Here is a 23,684-nt window from a genome sequence, read left to right as displayed (position 1 = left end):
TTTAAATTAATTTCCTGATAACTAAATCGTCTAATTATATCACACTCGTTTCAAAAATAAACTAGTTATGTTAAAATTGTTTCCATGAAATATGCGGATATAATTATTGATATCTCTCATGAGAGATTGGATAAGACATTTGAATATATAGTGCCTACAGAGCTTGAAAATCAAGTAACTGAGGGTGTTCAGGTAGTAATTCCATTTGGACAGGGCAATCGCGCCATCACAGGATATGTGGTGGGATTGCACAACAAGCCGGAGTTTGATGTTACAAAGCTGAAGCCTATTGCAAGAGTGCTAAAAGATAGCATTGCCATAGAGTCTCAGCTTATTTCTTTGGCTGCATTTCTTAAAAAGAATTATGGTTCTACTATGAATCAGGCGTTAAAGACAGTTATTCCTATTAAGAAAAAGGAAAACGAAAAGCTAAAGAAAGAAATCAGCCTTAATATTTCAATTGAACAGGCCCAGATTGAGTTGACACAGATTCTTACCAAAAAGAATCATGCAGTGGGAAAAGAACGCCTTTTGAGAGAGCTTCTTGAGGTGGATGTTCTTGACTGGGAGCTTGCTACAAAAAAGCTTCAGATTCCATCGTCAAATATCAGGGATTTAGAATCTAAGGGAATTGTTAAGGTTGAATCCGTTAGAACATTCAGAAACCCTCATATCAACAAGGACGCAAATCAAAAGCACATCGTTTTAAATGAGGAGCAGGAAGCCGCTGCAGAAACAATCAAAGCAGATATAGATACAGGTCGAAGAAAGACATATCTTATCCATGGTGTTACAGGCTCAGGCAAAACAGAAGTATACATGGATGTTATGGAGCATGTGATTTCCATGGGACAGCAGGTAATTGTCCTCATTCCGGAAATCGCCCTTACATACCAGACAGTTATGCGATTTTACACCAGGTTTGGTGATAAAGTAAGTATTTTGAACAGTAGAATGTCTCCAGGAGAGCGTTTCGATCAGTTCGAAAGAGCTAAATCAGGGGAAATCAGCATTATGGTAGGACCTCGTTCTGCGCTATTCACACCATTTGCTAATCTTGGATTGATTATAATTGACGAGGAGCACGAGCCAAGCTACAAATCCGAAGTCATCCCTAGATATCACGCTAGAGAAACTGCAGTGTACCGTGCAAAGCTTGCAGGTGCTACTGTGATTCTAGGTTCCGCTACCCCTAGTCTTGAGGCATACAGTCGCACACAGACTGGAGAATATCAGCTTATTACTCTTCATTCCAGAGCGATGGGGCAGGATATGGCCTATTGCGAGATAGTGGACCTTAGGGCGGAGCTTCAGTCTGGCAATCGTTCTATGCTTAGTCGCAGATTGCAGGAATTGATGGCAGATAGATTGAACAAGCATCAGCAGATTATGCTGTTCTTAAATAGACGTGGGCTTATGGGCTTTGTTTCTTGTAGGGCCTGCGGCCATGTGTTAAAATGTCCACATTGCGATGTTGCCCTTCATTTACATGCAGGTGGCAAGATGAAATGTCACTATTGCGGTTACACAACAGTGGCAGCAAAGACTTGTCCAAGCTGCGGCAGCAAATATATCGGCAGTTTCAAGGCTGGTACTCAGCGCCTTGAGGAAATCGTAAAGGAACTGTTCCCTACAGCCAGGGTACTTCGAATGGATGCCGACACCACAAAAGGCAAGGATGGTCACGAGGAAATCCTATCAGCATTTGCAGCACATGAGGCAGATGTTTTGATAGGTACACAGATGATTGTCAAAGGTCACGATTTTGCAAACGTCACTTTAGTTGGTATAATAGCAGCAGATATATCTCTTAATGAAAGCGATTATCACAGTGGGGAGCGTACATTCCAGCTGCTGACCCAGGCAGTAGGACGAGCTGGTAGAGGTTCGGAGCCAGGCATAGCTGTTATACAGACATATCAGCCTGATAACTACGCAGTAGTTGCCTCTGCAAACCAGGATTATGACAGCTTCTATAGTCAGGAGTATGCATACAGACGCTTGCTTTCATACCCACCATGCTCACATATTTTGGGCATACAAGTTAGCTGCGACAAGCAGCAGGATGCTATCAAACAGGCAGATATTCTAGCAGATATCATCAGACAGGCGGATTCAAACATCATTATCATGGGGCCAGAGGACGCCTATATTGGAAAGCTAAAGGACGTTTACCGTAGGGTAATCTACGTAAAGGCCGACGAATACGATAGGCTTGTTAATGTAAAAGATACTATCGAGGCATTCTTATTGCAGCAAAAGCAATACAGAAATACCTCTACATGGTTTGATTTTGATCCGATATCTACAATATAACAGGATTTTAGAAAGGAATTATTATGGCACTTTTAGAAATTAGAGAATATGGTAAAGACGATGTTTTACTTAAGAAATGTAAGCCAGTAAAGGAGCTTACACCACGTCTTAAGACACTTATCGAGGACATGCTTGATACAATGTATGATGCAGACGGTGTAGGTCTTGCTGCACCACAGGTTGGCGTTCTTCGTCGTATCTGCGTTATCGATATAGGTGAGGGCCCAGTTGTTCTTATCAACCCAGAGGTTCTTGAAACATCTGGCGAGCAGACTGGCAGCGAGGGATGTCTTTCAGTTCCAGGTAAGACTGGAATCGTAACTCGTCCAAATTATGCAAAAGTAAAGGCATTAAACGAAGATATGGAAGAGATTATCGTGGAAGGTGAGGAGCTTATGGCAAGAGCACTTCTTCATGAAATCGATCACTTAGACGGTAATATCTACGTAGATAAGGTAGAGGGAGAGCTCTACAATGTAGAAGATTTCCTTGAGGAAATTGAAGACGAAAATTAATAGTATCCTTTTTGATAAAGGCCATCAACTGTATGTTGATGGCCTTTGTTACATTTAATGGTTAAAATATAGACATAGATGATAAAAATTTAACAATGTGCCGGCAAATTAATTGTTAAATGTAAAAGGAGGAAATAAATTGAAGTATCAAGGACTTTTCGAGCCTATTAAAATTGGCAAGCTCGAAATTAAGAACCGTTACGCAATGGCTCCAATGGGACCACTTGGTCTTGGAGATTGCGAAGGTGGATGGAATGACAGAGGTATTGATTACTACACAAGACGTGCACAGGGTGGCATCGGTCTTATCATTACAGGTGTAACTTTCTCTGATACAGAGGTAGAGAAGCCTTCATTCCCTAACACACCAAACTCAACATACAACCCAGTTCAGTTCGTAAGAACTAGCCGTGAGATGACAGAGCGTGTACATGCTTATGGCTCAAAGATTTTCTTACAGATGTCAGGTGGATTCGGACGTGTTACTATCCCTACAAACTTAGGTGAATTTCCACCTGTTTCTGCATCGGCAGTGCCTCACAGATGGTTAGACAAAACATGTCGTCCACTTACTGTAGAGGAGATTCATGGTATTGTAGAAACCTTTGGTAAAGGCGCATACAATGCAAAGCGCGCTGGTTTCGATGGTGTTGAAATCCATGCTGTTCACGAAGGATACCTTATTGATCAGTTTGCTATTTCATTCTTCAATCAGAGAAATGATGAGTACGGCGGAAGCTTAGAGAACAGACTTCGTTTTGCTAAGGAAATCCGTGAGGAAATCGCAAAGACTTGTGGATGGGATTTCCCAGTTGCAATGAGATTCTCACTTAAGTCTATGATTAAGGACTTCAGAGAAGGTGCTCTTCCAGGCGAGGAATTCGAAGAGAAGGGACGTGACATCGAGGAAGGTATCGAGGCTGCAAAGCTTCTTGAGAAGTATGGTTATGATGCACTTGATGTAGATGCAGGAACATACGATGCATGGTGGTGGAATCACCCACCAATGTATATGGAAAAGGCTCCATATAAGGAATTTGCAAAGATTACAAAGGAGCACGTAAACATCCCTGTTATTATGGCAGGTCGTGTTGACAATCCAGATACAGCACTTGAATGCTTAAACAATGATATCTGCGACATGATTTCACTTGGTCGTCCAACACTTGCAGATCCAGATATCGTAAACAAGATTCGTACAAACAAGCTTAGCCAGATTCGTCCATGTATCAGCTGTCAGGAAGGCTGTATGGGACGTATCCAGACATACTCACTTATCAACTGTGCTGTTAACCCACAGGCCGGTAAGGAAAGACTTAACACATACAACCCAATCGTAAAGAAGAAGAGAGTTCTTGTTGTAGGTGGTGGTGTAGCAGGTTGCGAGGCTGCACGTGTACTTGCAGAAAGAGGACATGAGCCAGTTCTTTACGAGGCAGCAGGACGCCTTGGTGGAAATCTTATCCCTGGTGGTGCTCCTGCATTCAAGGAGGACGATATCGCCCTTGCTAAGTGGTATGAGGATGAAATGACACGTCTTGGTGTGGAGGTTCACCTTAACACAAAGGCTACAGAGAAGGAAATTCTCGACAAGAGTTTTGATGCAGTTATCATGGCTACAGGTTCTCGTCCAAAGATGTTCTCACTTGGCGATGATGAGAAGGTTTACTCAGCAGAGCAGGTACTTCTTGGACAGAGGGAAGCTGGCAACAATGTTATCGTTGTTGGTGGTGGACTTGTAGGTTGCGAGCTTGCCCTTGATCTTGCACAGAAGGGCAAGAAGGTAACAATCGTTGAGGCACTTGATAAGCTTATGGCAGTGAACGGACCACTTTGTTCAGCAAACAAAGAAATGCTTGAAAAGCTTATTCCTTTCAACGGCATCGATGTTGTTACAGGTGCTCGTGTTACTGGATTCAACAATGGCGTACTTACAGCTACTGTTGGAGAAGAGACAAAGGAACTTAATGCAGATAGCGTAGTTCTTTGTGTTGGTTATGCTAGCGAGAACACTCTTTACAACCAGTATAAGAACGAGCTTGACGAAGTTTATCTCCTTGGTGATGCTAGACAGGTTTCAAATATCATGTATGGTATTTGGGATGCCTTTGAAGTAGCAAACCACATTTAATATAAATTAGTTTAATAACCACTTTTTTCGTATAATTTTTTTACTCCCCCGTGAATGGCCTTGATGGACATATTGTCTATCAAGGTCATTTATTCTATAATTAATTTCATGAATACAAGAAATTTTAAATGTTTTCAAGCTGTATATGAGGAAAGAAATCTACAGGCGGCAGCCAACAAGCTGTTTCTATCACCACAGGGCCTTAGTAAAATTATTAAGGGCATTGAGGATGAGTTTGGAACCAGTTTGTTTATTAGGTCAAAGGAAGGTTTCATTCCAACCGAAAGTGGAAGATTATTCTACGAAAAATCTAAAACAATAAGCAGAGATTTAAATGATTTGTTTTCATCAATAGAGGCGTTAAGTGAAAAAGAAAAACGCTTCAAGGTGGGATTTGCAGCAGGAACAATTAGAGCAATTGATGTTCCTAGTGTTGCATCTTTTATGACGGATAATCCTGAGATTCTCGCTAGCTGGTATGAGTATGAAAATGAAAATGTAATCCAGCAGGTGGTGAATGATGAAATAAGCTTTGGATTTGTAGTAGGAAAGCAATCTTTACCAGGCGTAGTCTGCGAACACGTAAAAGCAATTGATTTGGTGGTCTATGTCTATAAAGGACATAGATTTTGGAATGAAAGTCAAATTGAGCTAAAAAATCTGAGGGATGAGAAAATCATTTCCATGAATGAGAAATATCATGTATATCATGATATTGTGAATGCATGCCATCTCAATGGTTTTGCACCAAATATTGTTGCCAAGGTAGATGAAGGAGAGTCGCTGTATCTATTATCAAAGAATAGAGCTGGCCTTGGAATCTCCCCAAGATTCTTCCCAGAAACAGATGAAATAAAACCACTAGTCATTAAGGACTCATACACCTGGAATGTGTATGGAATCTACAGAGAAGACTCTGCGGACAAAGATTTAGCCAAGAAGTTTTTAGCGGCTATTAAATAATTGGGAGAATAAAAATGAATAACGGACATCGTGGAAGTAGCAGACGTCGCAGAAGATTGAGACGTAGAAGACAGTTGATGATGGCTGCCTGCTGTCTAGGACTTGTAGTATTGGTATTGGGGACAGTTCTCATCGTCAAAAAGGTAAAAGGTACTGACGATGAGCCTGTTGAGGTTGCGGCAGAAGTAGATGTTGCAAATGAAGAGCCTGAGGATGGAACTACGGTTGAAGTGGTAGAGCCTGAGGAGACAGAAGATACAACAGATGAGACTGATGCAGAAGATCCAGGGGCTTCAACTCAGTCAGAGCAGGGAGCTTCGGTAAATGTGGAGGATATTGTTAATGCCAGCAATGTTGGAGAAAACAGCACCACCACATACGGAATCGACGTATCAAAATTCCAGGGCACTATTGATTGGGCTCAGGTTGCCAGCTCAGGGATTAATTTTGCAATGATTCGTGTCGGCTATAGAGACTCCACAACAGGAGAAATTAAGCCAGATACAAATGCAAAATACAACATGCAGGAAGCAGAGAAAAATGGCATAAAAATCGGTGCGTATTTCTTCTCTACGGCAGTTACAAAGGATGAGGCCATAGAGGAGGCCGATTGGGTTGCAAGCTATGTAGCTCAGTATCCTATTACATATCCAGTGGGATACAATTGCGAGGGCTTTGAAAATAGCACCAGCCGCCAGTACAATCTTACAAAGGATGACAGAAGCAATATTGCTATAGCATTTCTTGGAGAAGTTTATAATAAAGGATATACTCCAATCTTTTATGCTTCTAAGAATGAAATGGCATCAGATGCAAAGTGGAACACATCCACAATTGGTGCCAAGTACAAAATCTGGATGGCTTGGTACAATCAGGATTCTTCAAATCTTGCCACAGGCCCATCGGCTGGATTCAAATACGATATGTGGCAATACACCAATCAGGGAACAATCCCTGGTATTACTAAAAAGGTGGATGTGGATGTAGCATACTTTGGGTACAACGGCACAGAAACGGCTAAGGACACTTCGGAAAGAGCTACAGCATCAGCAGATGTTGAGGCATTGATGAAGTTTACAGAAGTCAATGAGACAGTTACAGCAAAGAGCAAGACAAACCTCCGTGATAAGCCTAGTCAAGGCTCAGATAGTAAGGTAATGGTTACCCTTGAAAATGGTCAAACAGCCACAAGAACTGGTACAAGCACAAGCGGTTGGTCGCGAGTGGTTTATAACGGTGCCACATACTACGCTGTATCAAGTTATTTGACCACAGATTTAAGTGCACCTGCACAATCTGCAGCGCCAGCTGAGCAAGCTCCGGCAGCAGAGGAAGCACCAGCTCAGGCACCTGGTTTTAAAACTAAATTTACAGATGTAAATGAAACAGTTACTGCAAAGGAAGTGGTAAACCTTCGCTCAAAGCCTAGTGTTACGGATGCTGATTCTCAGGTAGTAGCTACACTTAGTGCAGGCCAGACAGCCATTCGAACAGGTATCAACAACGAATACGGCTGGTCACGTGTAGAATACAATGGACAAGTACTTTACTGTGTAAGCAGTTATATAAAGGTTGTGGAATAAGAAAAAGCTGGCATTGCTGCCAGCTTTTTTATTCATGCTTCAAGTAGAATATTGCAAGTTGAGTACGATCTCTCAGATTTAACTTTTCTAGGATGGTGGATAGATAGTTTCTTACTGTTCCTTCTGAAAGGAAAAGCTTCTGGGAGATTTCTTTGTTTGAAAAGCCTTCAGCAACTAACTGGATGACTTCAAATTCTTTTTCGGAAATATCGTATTTACGATAGTCAAAGCCTTCATCATCAGTGTTAGCCTGATTCATTAGTGTAGGAAGCTTATCTATAACAGCGCCTCCAAATACGCTCTGGCCGTTGATTGCAGCGTGAAGCGCAGCAGGAAGAGATTTATAGTCCTGTTTAAGTAAGTAGCCTTTTACGCCAAGTTTCAACGCTTTTACGATATATTCATCATCTGAGAATGTAGTTAAAAAGAGGATAGTGGCATCACGATGATTTGTAAGAATCTTTTCGGCAGCTTCCAATCCATTCATATCGGCCATTCGGATGTCCATAAGAAGCAAATCTGGCTCAAGCTCATCATAGAGAGCTACAGCCTCGCGACCGCTACCGCCTTTTCCAACTATTTCAAAATCAGCCTCAGCAGAGATAATCATCTCTAGCGACATTGTGATAAGTTCGTCATCGTCTACAAGTAAAATTTTTTTCTTTTCCATAATCTATCCTCGCTTGTTGTCAAAAGGTAATCTGGCAAACACTGTAAAGCCATCGTTTAAATAAAAGTAAGCTTCTCCACCAAGGGAGCTGGCTCTGTTTTTAATGTTGGTAAGTCCTATTCCATCATAGTTCTCAGCACCAAGCTTTAACTTCATATCAGAACTAAGGGTTCCATTATCTGTAATGGAAAGAGTGCAGAAGCTGTTATTCTGATGGAGAATCACTGAAACAGTATCTCCATTGGAATGCTTTATTATATTTGTCACAGCCTCCTTTAAAATACCAATCAGTGATAGTTTGATATTTGTTGGAAGTGCTTCATCCAAATCTAAATCCGTATTTACGGTAAAGGCGTTAAGTTCGCCTATTATTTCATCGAAGTTCTTTTTCAAATCAATTGAGTCATCGTGCAAATCGTGGACTGATGCTCGCATCTTTGCCATGGATTCATCAAGGGTATTAGCCAGCATATCAAGCTGTGGAGCAAGCTTCTCATCCTTATTAACTGTGGTTATGGCACCAAGGAGTAAAATGGCTCTGGATAGTAAATGCCCAACATTGTCGTGAATCTCTCTGGCAATTCTGTTTCGCTCTGCAAGGGTGGCAAGGTGAACCTGCTGGTCCTGTTCAGAGAGAAGACGTTTATTTTTATCCTTTAGAATGGATTCCAATTCAAAGCTGTCATCACGGGTGCGGTGCAGCTGTGCCTGCAATTCCATCATTCTTGTCCAAAGAATAGTAGATATAAAAGTGAATCCTCCCAGGACAAAGATTGAAAAAACAAGTGGAAGACTGGCATCTATAACCGCCACCATATATACAAAGGTTATAACAAATGGAATTCCTGTCAGAGTGAGATAGACTGTTTTTTGATTAAACAGAAGGCTTATTTCAAGAAGCAAAAAAACACAAATAGACATTACAACCGAGGTGGTTGTAATGCCATTTGAATTAATTATTAATCCTAATCCTACCGCTGCCAGAGAGCGGATGACTATATCATATAGCATATTGCTCCTTTTTCTTTGTGATGATAAGACCTGCTGCGAAGAATACCATTGCAAAGAGCACTTCTATTAATAAGTAACTAGCGAACTGACGGCTCCAGATGTTGTTGATTGGAGTATCGTTTATAAATTTGATTGCTGTGGTGTACCAGTAGAGTGGCAAAAAATGTGCTGCCTTTACAATTGAAGCTGATAAATACTGGGTGTCTACAAATACTCCGCAGAGGAAACTCATGGAGAGTACAAACATATTTGCAACCATGTTTATAAGGCTCTCGTTTACTGTGATTGAACAAATGAAATATGCCATTCCAAGTCCTACAAACATGAGAGTGTAGGTGTCTATTGCGTAGAAGATGAATTTCGTATTTTCGTATTCAAGACCCATCAGGCTGATTACTATGATTGCCACAGTAGTGATAGCAAAGCCGATGAAGATTACTGCTGCGATTGAAGCAGCGTTTCTGGTGAAGAAATGCATTCCACTAACGGAAATACGATTGTTTACATCTCTGTTCTTCATGAATGTAAGAGTGCATGCGCAGCATACACAAAGTAACATCATAAGTGTGTAGCCGTTGAAGGTATACATTCCTGAGTAGTAAGAACGATGATTTTCTTCTGATTTATCAACGACTGTAGCCTGTGTATTGCTAAGCTTTACCATCTGGTCGTGAGTGAGAGAAATAGCCGCATTCTCGCTGTAACCACTATTTAAATATACCACAACATCCTGTAAATAGTCATTAAGCTTCTCTGTAAGTAAGAACTGTGAAGCGGTAGTTCCAGGGGCGATGTAGGTAAGAGCATCTTCCACATCACCTGACTTAATCTGTTCCTCAAATCCCTCTGGAATAATAAGTGCATAATCGTAAATTGCGAAACGCACATTGTCATTCATTACCTGTGGATCATCGGTTCCAGGGGCAACAACTTCCTGAGTTTCTGTAAGATAATCAACCAGTGCCTGGCTGAGGTTTGAATTATCATTATCAGTAACTGCTACCTTCACTGTGACTTCTTCAAAGGCGCTTTCCTGAGTGCTTGTGGTTGCCTTAGCCTGCATATTTCCGAATACTGTAAAGATAGTTAAATATACAATGATTGTTGTGATATTTGCTTTTAATGATTTTAGTATTGCATTAAAGACTGACATATTTTCTCCTCCTTAAAAGGATTGCGCTTATGAAAAGGCTGACTACAATCATGATGCTCATAATTGTTATATCCTGGTAGTACATTGCTGTTTTGCCGTAGGTGGCTCTTGTGTAGAGGCAGTCGACTAAAAGGGCTGCTGGATTAATTCTGTTAAGAATAGGTGCTTTGCTTTCGATAAGCTGTCTAATCTGGTGCCACATAAGGCCACTGAAGAATGAACAGGTCATTGTGAAGCAAAGTGGAACAACCATTAATAGTCTTGAATTCTTTATGAGGGAACCCATAAGGACACCACAGGATACACCAAGAGCACTTCCCAATGTTGTTATGGTGATTATGTTTACAAGTGGAGCTCCAAAGCTTATCTTTAATATTTTTTGTACATAGATAACAACTACTGCATTTGAGACTGCCTGCATTATCATTGCTGCGCAGATACCAGCCACGATGGCCATCAACTTGCTTGTTGGTGAGCACTCAAAGCGTTTTCCCTGCTCAGTCATATTTGCACAGATGCCTTCAAGGATTGTTGTGCTAATCCATGAACTGAAAAGTGATGACATTGCAATTAATGCGAAGAAGTACTGCACATAAGGTGATGTGTTATTTCCAAAATCATGTTCCTTTATTATTGCAAGATTTTCTGTCACCATATCCAGGGCTGACTGGATGTTCTCTGGATGATCCTTTGCTATCGTATCAATCACATTCTTTTTGTTCTCGTATTCTCGTACAATCTGGTTCATGACGGTGGCGTTGTAGCCATTGGTAGGAACGATAGTTTCGATTTCTTCACCATCCTCCATGTAGAATCCAAATATTTCATCTGAATTCATGGCATCCATAGCTTCCTGCTTTGAACCGTATTTACGAAGGGAGAGGATAGCTTCGTTTCCATCTGTTTCTTCTGTAAGTTCATCAAGAACCGTCTCGAAGTTTGATTCCGCCTGATTCGTATTTACGTATCCTACTTCTATGGTGTGGAAGCTGTCCGGGTCATCCTTAATCATATTTCCAAATCCCAAATAGAAGACTGTGGCAAGTACGATTGGAAACAGGAAGTTCCATCCAACCATATAGCGGTTTCGGATTATCTCCTTAAATTTATATACAAAAATTCGTCCGAACATTAGTCTCTGAGCTCCTTTCCTGTGATTTCAAGGAATACATCGTTTAATGTAGGAAGTTCTGTTGATACGTGACCAAAAGGAATGTTGTTATCTGTCAGATAACTGAGGACATGTACCAGATTATGATCTCCACCATCACATTTAATAATAAGATCATCTCCATCCTCCTTAATCTTATAAACATGATTGATTTCCTTTAATCCGTTGATAATCTCATCAGATTTATTAGGAAGATTTACTCGGATTGTCTCACGGTTCATAAGGGATGACTTAAGTTCATTTGTAGTTCCGTTGGCAAGGTTTTTACCGTGGTCCATAATGATTACTCTTGAGCAAAGCTCCTCAACCTCTTCCATATAGTGTGAGGTGTAGATGATTGTTGCACCGTCCCTGTTCATCTTCTTGATGCCTTCAAGGATCGCATTTCGGCTCTGAGGATCAACTGCAACTGTTGGCTCGTCGAAGATGATAAGCTTTGGCTTGTGAGCAATTCCGCAGGCTATGTTAAGTCTTCGAAGAAGTCCGCCTGAAAGCTTTTTAGGCTTCTGCTTTTTGAAATCTGTAAGGCCTGTAAACTCAAGTGCTTCTTCAACATACTGTTTTCTAGTTGCCTTATCCTTTATATAAAGTCCACAGAAGAAATCTACGTTTTCGTACACATTCAAGGTGTCGATAACTGCCACATTCTGCATTACCACACCAATCTGTGATTTGATATCGTATGCATCCGGGCTCATTTCCTTGCCCCAGATTTTGATATCCCCTTTATCAAAAGTAAGAAGAGAAAGGAGACAGTTGATTGTGGTAGTCTTTCCTGAACCGTTTGGACCAAGTAGTCCAAGGATTTCCCCTTCTTCAATGTTTAGTGAGAAGTGATCTACAGCTACATTCTCACCATATCGCTTTACTAAATTGTCGATTGACACTACTGTGTTACCCATTTCATTTCTCCTTTTTATTTGTGTTACAGCCGTCGGCTGTGTGTTTCTTTTGATTTGTTCTGAGATTATAATACCGAAACTTTTGTCACATCTGTAGTGAACTGCGTCATAAAGGCACATGACAATTGTCATGTTGTTGAAGTGAGTGGGATATGCTATATTCAACGTAATGTTAAGTATGTGGGGGAAAAGCGATGTATGATAAAGCTTTAGTATATATACATGGAAAAGGGGGAACAGCTGATTCTGCTAACGAGTTTAAATCATTATTTCCGGAATATGATATATATGGTTTTGACTATAAATCGGAAAATCCATGGGAAGCAGAAATAGAGTATAAACAGTATTTTACTGACTTAGCCAAGAAATATTCAATTATTACCGTTATTGCTACAAGCCTAGGTGCTTACTTTTTAATGATATCAGGTGTTCAAGCACATATTCATAGAGCATATTTTGTTTCTCCAATTGTAAACATGGAAAGATTAATTCAAGACATGATGAAAAGGGGAAATGTTTCCAATGAGGAGTTGGAGAAGAAAAAGATAATTCAATTATCTACATATGAAACTTTATCATGGGAATATTATACTTGGGTAAAACAACATCCAATTGTTTGGAGAGTACCTACTTTCATTTTATATGGTGAAAATGATAACTTCCAAACAATAGATACAATTAATAGGTTTGCTGAATCGGTAGGTGCAAAAGTGACAGTCATGCTTAATGGGGAGCATTGGTTTCACACACCTGAGCAGAATGAATTTAGAAGAAATTGGCTGAGAAAATTAATTGAAGAAGATAAAAATGGCAATAATTTATGATGTGGGGAGAGGATTACAGTTGGGATATAAAAATAATTACTAGAGAGGTAGGGAGAGAGATTCAATGTGTATTATTTGCGACAGAATAAAGATGATAAAAGAAGGGACAAATCCATATTTTGTTAGAGAACTTGAAACAGGATATGTTGTTATAGGTGATAATCAGCATTTTGAAGGCTACACACTATTTTTGTTTAAAGAGCATGTTGTAGAGTTGTTTAATATTGAACCTACAGTTAAAACAAAGTATTTGGAAGAAATGAGCATAGTTGCAGAAGCTGCTTATAAGGCTTTCAAACCTGAAAAGATGAATTATGAATGTCTTGGAAATGGTGATGCTCATTTGCATTGGCATCTGTTTCCTAGAAAACAGGGAGATATAGAAAATTATGGAAATAATGGAAGAGGACCTGTTTGGTGGTATCCTATGGAGAAAATGTATTCAGATGAAAATAGACCAAATACTGAGAAACTCGAAGAGATGAAACGACGTTTAAATGATGAGTTAGAGGCATTATTAGCGTAGACAAATTGGGGTTTACCACTAGCAACTGTAAGCTAGGCCACAGCTAGTGGTAAGAAAAAGATATTATTACCACTAGCAATTACAAAGCAAGCCTGCGCTAGAGGTAAAATATGATAGCTGTACCACTAGCGATAGCGATTTCAAGGAATGCTAGAGGTAAGGAAATGAAAGATTACCACTAGCAAAAGTAAATCCGGGGGCTGCTAGAGGTAAAACTCAAAAAATGTACCTCTAGCAGACAGGAATGTAGTTAATGCTAGTGGTAAAAGTCTAATATTTAAGCATATAGGGGGGGTTACAATGAACAACATAGAAAGAAGAGACAAAGAGCTGGTATATATTTCAGATGATGAAGTATTTGAAGAGCAAAAGATAGCAAGACGCCTTACGCAGGAACTTAATACTGTAGATAGGGCTGACTTCGATGCTATAAAGAAGATAGTTAATAAGCTTTTGGGAAAATCTGATGCTGATACTTTTATTAATCCACCTTTTTATTGTGATTATGGAAGTCATATAGAGGTTGGTAAGAATTTCTTCGCAAACTACAATTGCACCATGTTGGATGTTGGAAGAATCAGAATAGGTGATAATGTGCAGATAGCTCCCAATGTAGCTATATATACTGCGGGACATCCAGTTCATCCTGCTACAAGAAACACATTGTATGAATATGGAATAGATGTAACCATAGGCAACAATGTGTGGATAGGAGGCAATGTGGTGATATGTCCTGGAGTAACAATAGGGGATAACACTGTGATTGGTGCTGGTTCTGTAGTTACTAAAGACGTTCCTGCTTGGTCCATTGCAGCAGGCAACCCATGCCGTGTGCTAAGAAAGATAACAGAAGATGACCGCAACAAATATTTTGCTGGCAGGGAGATAGACGAAGAAGCATGGCAGGATATCCTGCGAATCCAGCGTGAAGCAAATGATGAGCGGAAATATCCGAAGGCATAAACGGCAAGGGGGTACATGATGGGGAAACCAATTACAAAGGAAGAAATTGTAAATGCACTGTATTCTGTTGGTTTGGCGAAAGGTCATACTGTGATGGTTCATACAGCATTATCTAAAATGGGCTATGTCTGTGGTGGGGCGCAGGCCGTTATTGAGGCATTGATTGAAGTGGTTGGAGAAGACGGTACAATCATGATGCCTGCACAATCCTGGAAGAATCTTGATCCTGAGGATGGAGTCCATTGGACCGTTCCGGAAGAATACTGGCAGATAATCCGCGATAACTGGCCGGCTTATGATAAGAGAATTACGCCAACAAATACCATGGGAGCTGTAGCTGAAGCGTTCCGTCAATGGCCGGGAACCCTGCGAAGCGACCATCCGTCAAGATCCGTTGCGGCATGGGGCAAACACGCAGAATATCTTGTTAATAATCATGACCTTTCCAATATTTTCGGAGAAGGCTCACCAATAGGAAAACTGTATGAACTGGATGGGGAAGTTTTGCTTATTGGTGTTGGTTATGATAAGAACACGTCTTTGCATCTTGCAGATGTCCGCGCTGATTATCCCGGCAAGCATAATTGCATAGAGCATAGTGCAATCATGGAAAGCGGTAAGCGCGTCTGGAAAGAGTACGAGACGCTTTTTGTTGATGGTGAGGATTTTGATCGGATAGGAGAAGACTTTGAACAGAGCAATGCTGTTAACAAAGCCATGATTGGAAATGCCGAACTACGCTTAATGGATCAAAAAATACTTGTGGATTTTGCTGTTGACTGGATTCAGAAATATAGAAGAGGATGAACATTACACTGCATTTCACCCCACATAATATGCATTTCACCGTCCATTTGTTGAAGAGGAATTAGTTCTTCCCTACACTGATATGTGTAGGGGGGAAACTTTAAATGAAAAAGAGCAAATGGGGGATTCTTTTTATATCTCCATATATCATCGTTTATCTATTATTCACGGCTTTGCCGATTGTTATTTCCTTGTATAAATCTTTATTTGTAAATTATTGGAAGGGACTAGAGGAAGTGGGTCCGTTCTTTTGTGGTCTCGAAAATTATGTGACGTTGCTTACGGACAAGAGCATCTACACTTACCTTGGTAATACGGCCATCATGTGGATTCTTGGATTTGTGCCACAGTTAGTTTTATCGATTACGCTGGCGGCATGGTTTTCGAATCATAGATTGGGTCTAAGAGGAATCCAGTTTTTTAAGACAGTTATATATTTTCCAAATCTGATTATCGCCGCGTCATTCGCATCTTTGTTTTTCTCTTTTTTTGCAGACTGCGGTCCTGTAAATGCACTGCTGATGGAGCTGGGAATTATTGATGAGCCATTTCAATTTTTCTCAAATACCTGGTCCACAAGAGCATTGGTGGCATTCATGAATTGCACCATGTGGTTTGGTAATACCACTTTGCTTTTGTTGGCGGGAATGTTGGGGATTGATAAGTCTCTAAAGGAAGCAGCTGAAGTGGATGGAGCCAGCACCTGGCAGGTATTTACAAGGATCACGCTGCCACTTATTCGACCAATCCTTTTGTATGTGATAATTACATCTCTTATAGGTGGAATCCAGATGTTTGATGTTCCACAGATTCTCACCAAGGGAACGGGAGATCCAAATCGTTCCACCATGACTGTGCTGATGTATATGAACAAGCACATGTTTAGCAAGAATTATGGTGTGTCAGGAGCATTGTCTTTTATATTGTTTGTGGTGACAGCGGTGCTTTCTATCATCGTCTTTAGCCTTAACTCTAAGACAGAAGAAGGGAGGGGCGTAAGATGAGTAGACGTGTGCAAAGAATCTTCGCATATACGATATTGATCATCGTATCTTTCCTGTGCCTGTTTTGGTTTTATGCCTTATTTATAAACGCCACCAGATCTAACAGCGAGCTATCAAGTGGATTTTCACTGATACCTGGAACGGCCCTTGTGAAAAACTGGAATAGCATGAGACACTGCGCCTTGCCTGTAATGAATAGCATGAAAAACAGCATGGTGATAGCGCTTTCTTCGTCACTACTTTGCAGCTATTTTTCCATTATGACAGCCTATGGAATTCATGCATATTGCTTCAAGGGCAGGAAGTTTTTTTACACCATTATGATTGGTTTTATGATGATTCCAAGACAGGTGACGGCCCTTGGATTTATAAGCTTGGTGGATGATATGCATCTGATGGATACATTTATTCCGCTGATTATACCGGAAATAGCATCTCCAATCGTTTTCTACTATATGATAAAATACATGGAGAGTACGCTTCCAATGTCACTAGTGGAAGCGGCAAGGATTGATGGTGCTTCAGAGATTTTTGTTTTCAATAGAATCGTGTTGCCACTGATGAGACCGGCATTTGCGGTGCAGATGATTTTCAAATTTGTGGAATCTTGGAATAATTATTTTATTCCGGCACTGATTTTACATGAGGATAATAATAAAACAATGCCAATTGTAATATCGCTTTTACGAAGTGCAAATTTTGCAAATTACGATAACGGTCTGATCTACATGGTAATTGCCTTTTCAATCCTGCCATCTATCATAATCTATCTATTTTTGTCGCGTCTGATAATCAGCGGCATAACAAGCGGGGGAATAAAAGGTTGATGAACATCAATATCCACATCATTGAAGACTCCAAGGAGGAGATACTGGATATCTTCTGTCATGAGGCCAATAAGGAGAGGCTGCAGGAGATTGCAAAGGAGCTAGTGGAGGGCAATCAGAAAATCACTTGTAAGAAAGATGATAAGACATATCAGATTCGTCTGGATGAGGTCTTTTATATAGAGACAGTTGATGAGAGATTGTTCATTTATTGTGAGGATGACGTTTATGAAAACAGGATGCGTCTTTATGAAGCAGAGCAGCTGTGCAGCGGCGCTGATTTTTTCAAGGCATCAAAGTCTATGCTAATCAACATTAAAAAGATTGAAAACATGAAGCCATCTCTTTCAGGGCGATTTGAGATTACCATGATAAACAAGGAGAAGCTGATTGTTTCCCGAAAATACGTAGCTGATTTAAAGGAAAAGATGGGATTATAGGAGTATGACAGATGAAACAAGAGATATTAAATGTTCTTAGAAGATTTATAAATGTGTGCGCTGGCATGCTGTTTATTATGGTGATTTTAGGGCCAGTGCTTGGAATTGTGGATGGTATAAATAATGTGCAGTTTGCAGTGTTGATAATCTGTGCAGCTGCAGCGGCACTTTCTAGTTTGGTGTTTATATCAAAGCAGGAGTTGCACGGGGCAGCTTGGTGGTGCAGAGAGATTATCTGCATACTGATAAATATGGCCATCACATTGCCGTTGACTTTCTACGCAGGCTTGTGGGAAAGCCTGGTGGGAATGCTGGTGGTGATGTTGATAATACTTGTCATCGCCTTCGGAAATCATTTCGTTGAATTCTTATATGATATGAAAACAGCGAACTTGATTAATAGCAAAATCAAGGAGATGAGGTAGTAGTACAAAGGGTAGAGAAATAAATAGAAATATGGTAATATACTTTAGATTTAGACTAATTTTTTAATACGAAAGAATATTTATATATAGAAGGAGATAAATTACCATGAAATTGGGCATTGTAGGTTTACCAAACGTCGGTAAATCAACACTTTTTAATTCACTTACAAAGGCAGGAGCACTTGCAGCAAACTATCCATTCGCTACAATCGACCCTAATGTTGGTGTCGTATCAGTTCCTGATAAGCGTCTTGACGAGCTTACAAAGATGTACAACTCTAAGAAAACAGTTCCAGCTACAATCGAATTCGTTGATATCGCTGGTCTTGTAAAGGGTGCATCAAAGGGTGAGGGACTTGGAAACCAGTTCCTTGCAAACATCCGTGAGGTAGATGCAATCGTTCACGTTGTTCGTTGCTTCGAGGATGCAAATGTTGTTCACGTTGATGGTTCTATTGATTCTCTTCGTGATATCGAGACAATCAACCTTGAGCTTCTTTTCTCAGATATGGAAGTTATGGAGCGTCGTTACTCAAAGACAGAGCGCAGCGCTCGTATGGACAAGACACTTCAGAAGGAAGCTGCTATGCAGAAGCGTCTTCTTGATCATATGGAAGCTGGCAACATGGCAAAGACATTCGAGCTTAACGATGAGGATGAAGAAGCATACTTCAAAGAGTACAACCTTCTTACTGCAAAGCCAGTTATCTACGCTGCAAACGTAGAGGATGAGGATCTTGCAGATGACGGCGCAAACAATAAAAACGTTCAGGCCGTTCGTGAGTACGCTGCTAAGGAAGGTTCAGAGGTATTCGTTATTTCAGCTCAGATTGAGCAGGAGATTTCAGAGCTTGAGTCAGAGGAAGAAAAGCAGGAGTTCCTTGAGGCTATGGGACTTGAAGAGTCAGGTCTTGATAAGCTTATCACTGCTTCTTACAGACTTCTTGGTCTTATCTCTTATCTTACATCAGGAGAGGATGAGACACGTGCTTGGACAATCAAGAAGGGCACAAAGGCTCCACAGGCTGCTGGAAAGATTCACACAGATTTCGAGCGTGGATTCATCAAGGCAGAGGTTGTTAGCTATGATGACCTTATGGCAAACGGTTCTATGACAGCTGCAAAGGAAAAAGGCCTCGTACGTATGGAAGGTAAGGAGTACGTTGTAGCTGATGGTGATGTAATCACATTTAGATTTAATGTATAACAAATTGTGAATTATGTGGGAAAAATCCCTGATTTATCGGCATATCTGTTGATAAATAGATTTTGTTTGATATTATATTGATAAAGATAGTTAACAGTTTGTTTTTTACCCATAAGGAGGTATTTATGAAACTTACTAATATTAAGGACACAGAAGCATTTTTTAAGGTTATCGATAACTGCCAGGGAAAGGTAGAGCTTGTTACAGGTGAGGGTGACAGACTTAATCTTAAGTCAAAGCTTTCTCAGTTTGTTTCACTTGCAAATATCTTCCAGGCTGATGAGAGCATTCCTGAGCTTGAGCTTATTGCATACGAGCCAGACGATGCAAAGAAATTATTGGAGTTTATGATTAACCAATAATCACATTGAAAAGAGGAATGATCATTCCGAATTAGAAAGAAAAAGGTTCTCAGTGTACGCTGAGAACCTTTCTTAAAGTTTATAAATAATATTGGAGATTAGTTATGCGAGCTTATGAAAGACTACTAAATTATGTAAAGGTTTACACAACCAGTGATGAAGAGAGCACTACAGTTCCTTCAACTGCTAGACAGTTTGATTTGGCAAAGATTCTTGTTGAAGAATTGAAGGGCCTTGGCATCGAGGATGCAAAGGTAGACGACAAGTGCTATGTTTATGCAAGCATCCCAGCAACAAAGGGATACGAAGACAAAAAGGCAATTGGCTTTATTGCACACATGGATACTGCGCCAGATTTCTGTGGTGAAAACGTAAATCCGATAATCGAAGAAAACTACAACGGTGAGGATATCGTTCTTGGCACATCTGGAAGAATTATTAAGGTATCAGATTTCCCACACCTTAAGGAGTTAAAGGGACGTACTTTGATTCACACAGATGGAACAACACTTTTAGGCGCTGATGATAAATCAGGTATTGCTGAAATCATGACATTTGCAGAGGAGCTTCTTACAAGCGATGAGCCACACGGCAAGATTTGCATCGCTTTCACACCTGATGAGGAGATTGGTGCTGGTGCAGATCATTTTGATGTTGAATACTTTGGCGCCGACTTCGCATATACGGTAGATGGTGGCGAAGAAAACGCGGTAGAGTACGAGAACTTTAATGCAGCTGAAGCAAAGATTAAATTCAACGGTGTAAACATTCATCCAGGTGATGCAAAAGATATTATGGTTAATGCAGCACTTGTTGCTATGGAGTTTAATTCAATGCTTCCACCAACACAGACACCTAGTCAGACAGAGGGATACGAAGGATTCTTCCATCTTCTTGATATGTCTGGAGATGTCGCAGAGGCAAAGCTTTGGTACATTATTCGTGACCACGATGCAGATAAATTCGAAGAGAAGAAAAAGGTTATGGAGCATGCTGCTAATATCATCAATCAGAAATATGGTGAGGGCACATGCGAGCTTAACATTAGAGACCAGTACCAGAACATGCTCGAGATGATCAAGCCTCACATGTTCCTTATCGATTACGCTTTCGAGGCGTTAAAGGATGCTGGAGAGAATCCAAAGGCTGTTGCTATCCGAGGCGGTACAGATGGAGCACGTCTTTCATTTATGGGATTGCCTTGTCCAAACCTTGGAACAGGTGGCTACAACTTCCATGGCCCAATGGAGCACATTACAGCGGAGGGCATGGATACAGTAGTCAAGGTACTACACGGTATTACAAGCAAATTTGCTACAGAATAAGTTAGCCGATGAGCTGGTGAGAGCGTAACCAGCGGACTGGGGGAATTATGTCAGCGGAAAAAAGAAAAGAATTACTTGTAGATATTTTGATGGATGCCTTGTCAGGCTTGTGTATTGGTATCGCAATTTATAACTTTGCTGCAGATGCCAAGTTTCCATTGACCGGGCTTACCGGTATTGCAATGATTTTCTATCAGTACTGGGGATGGAAAATCGGTCTTATGACAATCATAATGAACATTCCACTGATAGTGGTTTCATACAAGGTTTTGGGACGAAAGTTTCTTCTTAAAACTTTCAAGACTATGGCTATAGGCACTGTTATGATGGATTTTGTGGCACCCCTTGTGCCTAAGATAGAGATTTCAAATATCCTTTTGAATGCTCTAGTGGTAGGTGTGTTTACTGGATTAGGTTACGCGCTTGTTTATATGCGCAACTCATCTACAGGTGGTGCTGATTTTATCATGATGCTTATCAAGGCAAAGAATCCACACATGTCACTTGGTCGAATCTTTTTCATAGTTGATGTGGTTATCATTGTAATCGACACAATCGCATATGCGCACTCATTTGAAGCTCTGTGCTATGGTTTTGTAATCAGCTATGTAGGTTCACTTGTTGTGGATAAGGTAATGATTAATGCCGACTCAGGTATGATGTGTATGATTGTTACCAACAAAGCAGAGGCAATTGCAGATGCTATTGATAAAGCAGTTGAGAGAGGAACAACAATCTTCACTGCAAAGGGCGGATACAAAGGCGATGAACGTCAGGTTTTGATGTGCGCCTGCTCAGACAAGCAGATGTATCAGGTCAATCGTGTTGCAAAAAAGATTGACGTGGACGCATTTATTGTCATAATGGAATCAAAGGCAGTATATGGTGAGGGGTTCAAGAGATTTAAACCTTAAGGAGTATAGAAATGTCAGAAAAGATTTGCGTTCTTGGTGTAGCAGGAGGATCTGCTTCAGGCAAGACTACAATTATTAAAAAGCTTCAGGATTATTTTGGAGAGGACATTGCGGTTATCAGCCATGATGCATACTACAAGGCACATCCTGATATGTCATTTGAGGAGCGTAGCAAATTAAACTACGACCATCCAGATTCATTTGAATCAGACAGAATGGCAGAGGATGTTAGAAAGCTTATCAAGGGATATGCTATCGATATGCCAGTTTACGATTACGTAAATCACAATCGTTCAGAGGAGACAATCCGAATTGAGCCAAAGACAGTTATTGTCATGGAGGGTATCCTTATTCTTGAGAACAAAGAGCTTAGAGATTTGATGGACATCAAAATCTTTGTTGATACAGATGCTGATGAGCGTTTAATGCGTCGTATCCAGCGTGATATGATTGAGCGTGGTCGTAGTATCGAATCAATCATTGGTCAGTACAGCGATACTGTAAAGCCAATGCATGAAGAGTTTGTTGAGCCTTCAAAGAAGCATGCAGACATCATTATTCCACGTGGAGGAGAGAACGCTGCAGGTCTTGATATGCTCATCACATACATGAACAAAAAGCTTCATGAAGAAGAAAACTAAATAGACGTTTATGCAATGTGCGACTTGTGCCACAGTGGTTTTTGTTGATAAGGACGAAAATCACTGTGGCTCTTTTATTTCCTTTAATTTGGAATATCCCTATGCTAAAATTGAATAGTAATTGATAAAAAATTATCAATTATGGAGTATTAAAAGGGAGAAATAATTAATAATGGGAAACAAACCAATCGTGTTGGCTGTTGCCGGTAAGGGCGGAGTAGGCAAAACTTCGTTAGCTTCGGTGATGGTCAAGTTGTTAGTGGAAGCTTATCCAGACAAACGCATTCTAGCAATCGATGCTGACCCAGCGGTGGGACTTTCGACAGCACTTGGTGTTGAACCAACTCTTACTCTTGATGACATCAGGAAAGAGGCAGTGGAAGCTGCAGAAAATGGTGATACCAAGGCGACTGTGGAAGTGCTTGGGGAGGCGAGATACCGTATTTTCGATGCTATGGTGGAAATGGAGGGCTTTTCTTTTATTGCAATAGGAAGACCGGAGGCTGCTGGTTGCTATTGCAAGATCAATACTTATCTCAAGGAAGTAATCTCTTCAGTTTCAGACAATTTTGATTACATAGTAATAGACGGAGAAGCAGGGATCGAGCAGATTAACCGTCGCGTTATGGAGAAGGTGACACACCTTATCCTTATCACAGATTCTAGTAAGAAGGGCTGCGATGTAGTTAAGACAATCAAGAATGTGGCTGACAATCTTGTTATGTACGACCAAATCGGAGTAGTTGTTAATCGTGTCCCATCTGAGGAAGTTTTGGAATTCATGGATTTGGGAGATATTCCACTTCTTGGATGGATACCTGCAGATGCCAACCTTACCGAATGCGACCTTAAGGGAAAATCGGTGCTAGGTATTTCAGGGGAATCACCTATCGTGGTTGATATGCGCCGTGCATTACATAAGATAGGAATAATATAAAGTGTACAATTTTTATGTGAGCAGGTAACTATCAAGCTCTTGGTGTTACTCAAGGAGCCAATCTCGC

24 protein-coding genes are annotated in these 23,684 nt (G+C 40.6%); 19 read left to right on the top strand and 5 right to left on the bottom strand.

Going from position 1 to position 23,684, the window contains the following annotated elements; translation table 11 throughout:
• The first annotated feature begins 84 nt into the window (after positions 1 to 84).
• From priA to T375_RS10985, 5 genes are all read left to right on the top strand, one after another.
• Entirely contained in the window at positions 85 to 2,316 is a 2,232-nt protein-coding gene (gene priA, locus T375_RS11005; RefSeq protein WP_044938384.1) for a replication restart helicase PriA, read from the top strand.
• A gap of 23 nt (positions 2,317 to 2,339) precedes the next feature.
• Complete coding sequence (gene def / locus T375_RS11000; RefSeq protein WP_044938381.1) at positions 2,340 to 2,831, top strand: peptide deformylase; 492 nt, start codon at positions 2,340 to 2,342, stop codon at positions 2,829 to 2,831.
• A gap of 139 nt (positions 2,832 to 2,970) precedes the next feature.
• Complete coding sequence (locus T375_RS10995; RefSeq protein WP_044938378.1) at positions 2,971 to 4,962, top strand: oxidoreductase; 1,992 nt, start codon at positions 2,971 to 2,973, stop codon at positions 4,960 to 4,962.
• A gap of 108 nt (positions 4,963 to 5,070) precedes the next feature.
• Positions 5,071 to 5,925: a LysR family transcriptional regulator gene (locus T375_RS10990; RefSeq protein ID WP_177175604.1), complete on the top strand. Its 855-nt coding sequence runs from the start codon at positions 5,071 to 5,073 to the stop codon at positions 5,923 to 5,925.
• A 14-nt stretch (positions 5,926 to 5,939) separates the two neighbouring features.
• Positions 5,940 to 7,508, top strand: a complete 1,569-nt coding sequence (locus T375_RS10985) for a GH25 family lysozyme (protein ID WP_049960416.1) — start codon at positions 5,940 to 5,942, stop codon at positions 7,506 to 7,508.
• Positions 7,509 to 7,536: 28 nt separating this feature from the next.
• Here the strand turns inward: T375_RS10985 and T375_RS10980 are convergent, their stop codons facing one another.
• The 5 genes from T375_RS10980 to T375_RS10960 are packed head-to-tail and all read right to left on the bottom strand — an operon-like array spanning position 7,537 to position 12,415.
• Entirely contained in the window at positions 7,537 to 8,178 is a 642-nt protein-coding gene (locus T375_RS10980; RefSeq protein WP_044938374.1) for a response regulator, read from the bottom strand.
• Positions 8,179 to 8,181: 3 nt separating this feature from the next.
• Positions 8,182 to 9,189, bottom strand: a complete 1,008-nt coding sequence (locus T375_RS10975) for a sensor histidine kinase (protein WP_049960415.1) — start codon at positions 9,187 to 9,189, stop codon at positions 8,182 to 8,184.
• Positions 9,179 to 10,342 (bottom strand): ABC transporter permease, encoded by a 1,164-nt coding sequence (locus T375_RS10970; protein WP_044938371.1) that lies wholly within the window; start codon positions 10,340 to 10,342, stop codon positions 9,179 to 9,181. The genes T375_RS10975 and T375_RS10970 overlap by 11 nt, the downstream gene beginning before the upstream one ends.
• On the bottom strand, positions 10,329 to 11,474 hold the full coding sequence (locus T375_RS10965; protein WP_044938368.1) for an ABC transporter permease: 1,146 nt from the start codon (positions 11,472 to 11,474) through the stop codon (positions 10,329 to 10,331). Before T375_RS10965 ends, T375_RS10970 begins: the two co-directional genes overlap by 14 nt.
• Positions 11,474 to 12,415: an ABC transporter ATP-binding protein gene (locus T375_RS10960; RefSeq protein ID WP_044938366.1), complete on the bottom strand. Its 942-nt coding sequence runs from the start codon at positions 12,413 to 12,415 to the stop codon at positions 11,474 to 11,476. The genes T375_RS10965 and T375_RS10960 overlap by 1 nt, the downstream gene beginning before the upstream one ends.
• 194 nt (positions 12,416 to 12,609) lie before the next feature.
• Here T375_RS10960 and T375_RS10955 point away from each other — a divergent pair, with 194 nt between their 5' ends.
• From T375_RS10955 to T375_RS10890, 14 genes are all read left to right on the top strand, one after another.
• Entirely contained in the window at positions 12,610 to 13,239 is a 630-nt protein-coding gene (locus T375_RS10955; RefSeq protein WP_044938363.1) for an alpha/beta hydrolase, read from the top strand.
• A gap of 64 nt (positions 13,240 to 13,303) precedes the next feature.
• The gene (locus tag T375_RS10950; protein WP_044938361.1) at positions 13,304 to 13,765 is read left to right on the top strand and encodes an HIT family protein; all 462 of its coding nucleotides are present in this window, start codon (positions 13,304 to 13,306) and stop codon (positions 13,763 to 13,765) included.
• Between the two features lie 300 nt (positions 13,766 to 14,065).
• Positions 14,066 to 14,728, top strand: coding sequence for a sugar O-acetyltransferase (locus tag T375_RS10945; protein WP_044938358.1), 663 nt, complete (start codon positions 14,066 to 14,068; stop codon positions 14,726 to 14,728).
• 18 nt (positions 14,729 to 14,746) lie between these two features.
• Entirely contained in the window at positions 14,747 to 15,535 is a 789-nt protein-coding gene (locus T375_RS10940; protein ID WP_044938356.1) for an AAC(3) family N-acetyltransferase, read from the top strand.
• A gap of 104 nt (positions 15,536 to 15,639) precedes the next feature.
• A complete protein-coding gene (locus T375_RS10935; RefSeq protein WP_044938353.1) occupies positions 15,640 to 16,539 on the top strand; it encodes a carbohydrate ABC transporter permease in 900 nt (299 codons plus the stop codon).
• A complete protein-coding gene (locus T375_RS10930; RefSeq protein ID WP_044938350.1) occupies positions 16,536 to 17,366 on the top strand; it encodes a carbohydrate ABC transporter permease in 831 nt (276 codons plus the stop codon). Before T375_RS10935 ends, T375_RS10930 begins: the two co-directional genes overlap by 4 nt.
• Positions 17,366 to 17,806 (top strand): LytTR family DNA-binding domain-containing protein, encoded by a 441-nt coding sequence (locus tag T375_RS10925; protein ID WP_044938347.1) that lies wholly within the window; start codon positions 17,366 to 17,368, stop codon positions 17,804 to 17,806. Before T375_RS10930 ends, T375_RS10925 begins: the two co-directional genes overlap by 1 nt.
• Before the next feature lie 11 nt (positions 17,807 to 17,817).
• Positions 17,818 to 18,231, top strand: coding sequence for a hypothetical protein (locus tag T375_RS10920; RefSeq protein WP_044938344.1), 414 nt, complete (start codon positions 17,818 to 17,820; stop codon positions 18,229 to 18,231).
• A 106-nt stretch (positions 18,232 to 18,337) separates the two neighbouring features.
• On the top strand, positions 18,338 to 19,438 hold the full coding sequence (gene ychF / locus T375_RS10915; protein ID WP_044938340.1) for a redox-regulated ATPase YchF: 1,101 nt from the start codon (positions 18,338 to 18,340) through the stop codon (positions 19,436 to 19,438).
• 125 nt (positions 19,439 to 19,563) lie between these two features.
• Positions 19,564 to 19,800 carry a hypothetical protein gene (locus T375_RS10910; RefSeq protein WP_044938337.1) on the top strand — a complete coding sequence of 79 codons (237 nt, stop codon included), beginning with the start codon at positions 19,564 to 19,566 and terminating at the stop codon, positions 19,798 to 19,800.
• Between the two features lie 104 nt (positions 19,801 to 19,904).
• Positions 19,905 to 21,125 (top strand): peptidase T, encoded by a 1,221-nt coding sequence (gene pepT / locus T375_RS10905; RefSeq protein WP_044938334.1) that lies wholly within the window; start codon positions 19,905 to 19,907, stop codon positions 21,123 to 21,125.
• 47 nt (positions 21,126 to 21,172) lie between these two features.
• Positions 21,173 to 22,039: a YitT family protein gene (locus tag T375_RS10900; protein ID WP_044938332.1), complete on the top strand. Its 867-nt coding sequence runs from the start codon at positions 21,173 to 21,175 to the stop codon at positions 22,037 to 22,039.
• 11 nt (positions 22,040 to 22,050) lie between these two features.
• Positions 22,051 to 22,680: a uridine kinase gene (gene udk / locus T375_RS10895; protein ID WP_033154551.1), complete on the top strand. Its 630-nt coding sequence runs from the start codon at positions 22,051 to 22,053 to the stop codon at positions 22,678 to 22,680.
• A 172-nt stretch (positions 22,681 to 22,852) separates the two neighbouring features.
• Positions 22,853 to 23,617, top strand: a complete 765-nt coding sequence (locus T375_RS10890; RefSeq protein ID WP_044938328.1) for an ATP-binding protein — start codon at positions 22,853 to 22,855, stop codon at positions 23,615 to 23,617.
• The last annotated feature ends 67 nt before the right edge of the window (positions 23,618 to 23,684 follow it).

Origin of the sequence: Pseudobutyrivibrio sp. LB2011 (assembly GCF_000701765.1) — a bacterium.
GTDB classification, from domain to species: Bacteria; Bacillota; Clostridia; order Lachnospirales; family Lachnospiraceae; genus Pseudobutyrivibrio; species Pseudobutyrivibrio ruminis.
Note: the sequence above shows the minus strand (reverse complement) of the source record. Positions and strands in the feature narration are given on the sequence as shown.

Bases quoted from the DNA above. Each gene is read 5' to 3' on its own strand.
- priA (WP_044938384.1), top strand. From the start codon at position 85: ATGAAATATGCGGATATAATTATTGATATCTCTCATGAGAGATTGGAT.
- T375_RS10965 (WP_044938368.1), bottom strand. From the start codon at position 11,474: ATGTTCGGACGAATTTTTGTATATAAATTTAAGGAGATAATCCGAAAC.
- T375_RS10925 (WP_044938347.1), top strand. From the start codon at position 17,366: ATGAACATCAATATCCACATCATTGAAGACTCCAAGGAGGAGATACTG.
- T375_RS10930 (WP_044938350.1), top strand. From the start codon at position 16,536: ATGAGTAGACGTGTGCAAAGAATCTTCGCATATACGATATTGATCATC.
- T375_RS10900 (WP_044938332.1), top strand. From the start codon at position 21,173: ATGTCAGCGGAAAAAAGAAAAGAATTACTTGTAGATATTTTGATGGAT.
- def (WP_044938381.1), top strand. From the start codon at position 2,340: ATGGCACTTTTAGAAATTAGAGAATATGGTAAAGACGATGTTTTACTT.
- udk (WP_033154551.1), top strand. From the start codon at position 22,051: ATGTCAGAAAAGATTTGCGTTCTTGGTGTAGCAGGAGGATCTGCTTCA.
- T375_RS10890 (WP_044938328.1), top strand. From the start codon at position 22,853: ATGGGAAACAAACCAATCGTGTTGGCTGTTGCCGGTAAGGGCGGAGTA.
- T375_RS10975 (WP_049960415.1), bottom strand. From the start codon at position 9,189: ATGCTATATGATATAGTCATCCGCTCTCTGGCAGCGGTAGGATTAGGA.
- T375_RS10940 (WP_044938356.1), top strand. From the start codon at position 14,747: ATGGGGAAACCAATTACAAAGGAAGAAATTGTAAATGCACTGTATTCT.
- T375_RS10950 (WP_044938361.1), top strand. From the start codon at position 13,304: ATGTGTATTATTTGCGACAGAATAAAGATGATAAAAGAAGGGACAAAT.
- T375_RS10960 (WP_044938366.1), bottom strand. From the start codon at position 12,415: ATGGGTAACACAGTAGTGTCAATCGACAATTTAGTAAAGCGATATGGT.
- T375_RS10920 (WP_044938344.1), top strand. From the start codon at position 17,818: ATGAAACAAGAGATATTAAATGTTCTTAGAAGATTTATAAATGTGTGC.
- T375_RS10910 (WP_044938337.1), top strand. From the start codon at position 19,564: ATGAAACTTACTAATATTAAGGACACAGAAGCATTTTTTAAGGTTATC.
- ychF (WP_044938340.1), top strand. From the start codon at position 18,338: ATGAAATTGGGCATTGTAGGTTTACCAAACGTCGGTAAATCAACACTT.
- T375_RS10990 (WP_177175604.1), top strand. From the start codon at position 5,071: ATGAATACAAGAAATTTTAAATGTTTTCAAGCTGTATATGAGGAAAGA.
- T375_RS10980 (WP_044938374.1), bottom strand. From the start codon at position 8,178: ATGGAAAAGAAAAAAATTTTACTTGTAGACGATGACGAACTTATCACA.
- pepT (WP_044938334.1), top strand. From the start codon at position 19,905: ATGCGAGCTTATGAAAGACTACTAAATTATGTAAAGGTTTACACAACC.
- T375_RS10935 (WP_044938353.1), top strand. From the start codon at position 15,640: ATGAAAAAGAGCAAATGGGGGATTCTTTTTATATCTCCATATATCATC.
- T375_RS10970 (WP_044938371.1), bottom strand. From the start codon at position 10,342: ATGTCAGTCTTTAATGCAATACTAAAATCATTAAAAGCAAATATCACA.
- T375_RS10985 (WP_049960416.1), top strand. From the start codon at position 5,940: ATGAATAACGGACATCGTGGAAGTAGCAGACGTCGCAGAAGATTGAGA.
- T375_RS10955 (WP_044938363.1), top strand. From the start codon at position 12,610: ATGTATGATAAAGCTTTAGTATATATACATGGAAAAGGGGGAACAGCT.
- T375_RS10945 (WP_044938358.1), top strand. From the start codon at position 14,066: ATGAACAACATAGAAAGAAGAGACAAAGAGCTGGTATATATTTCAGAT.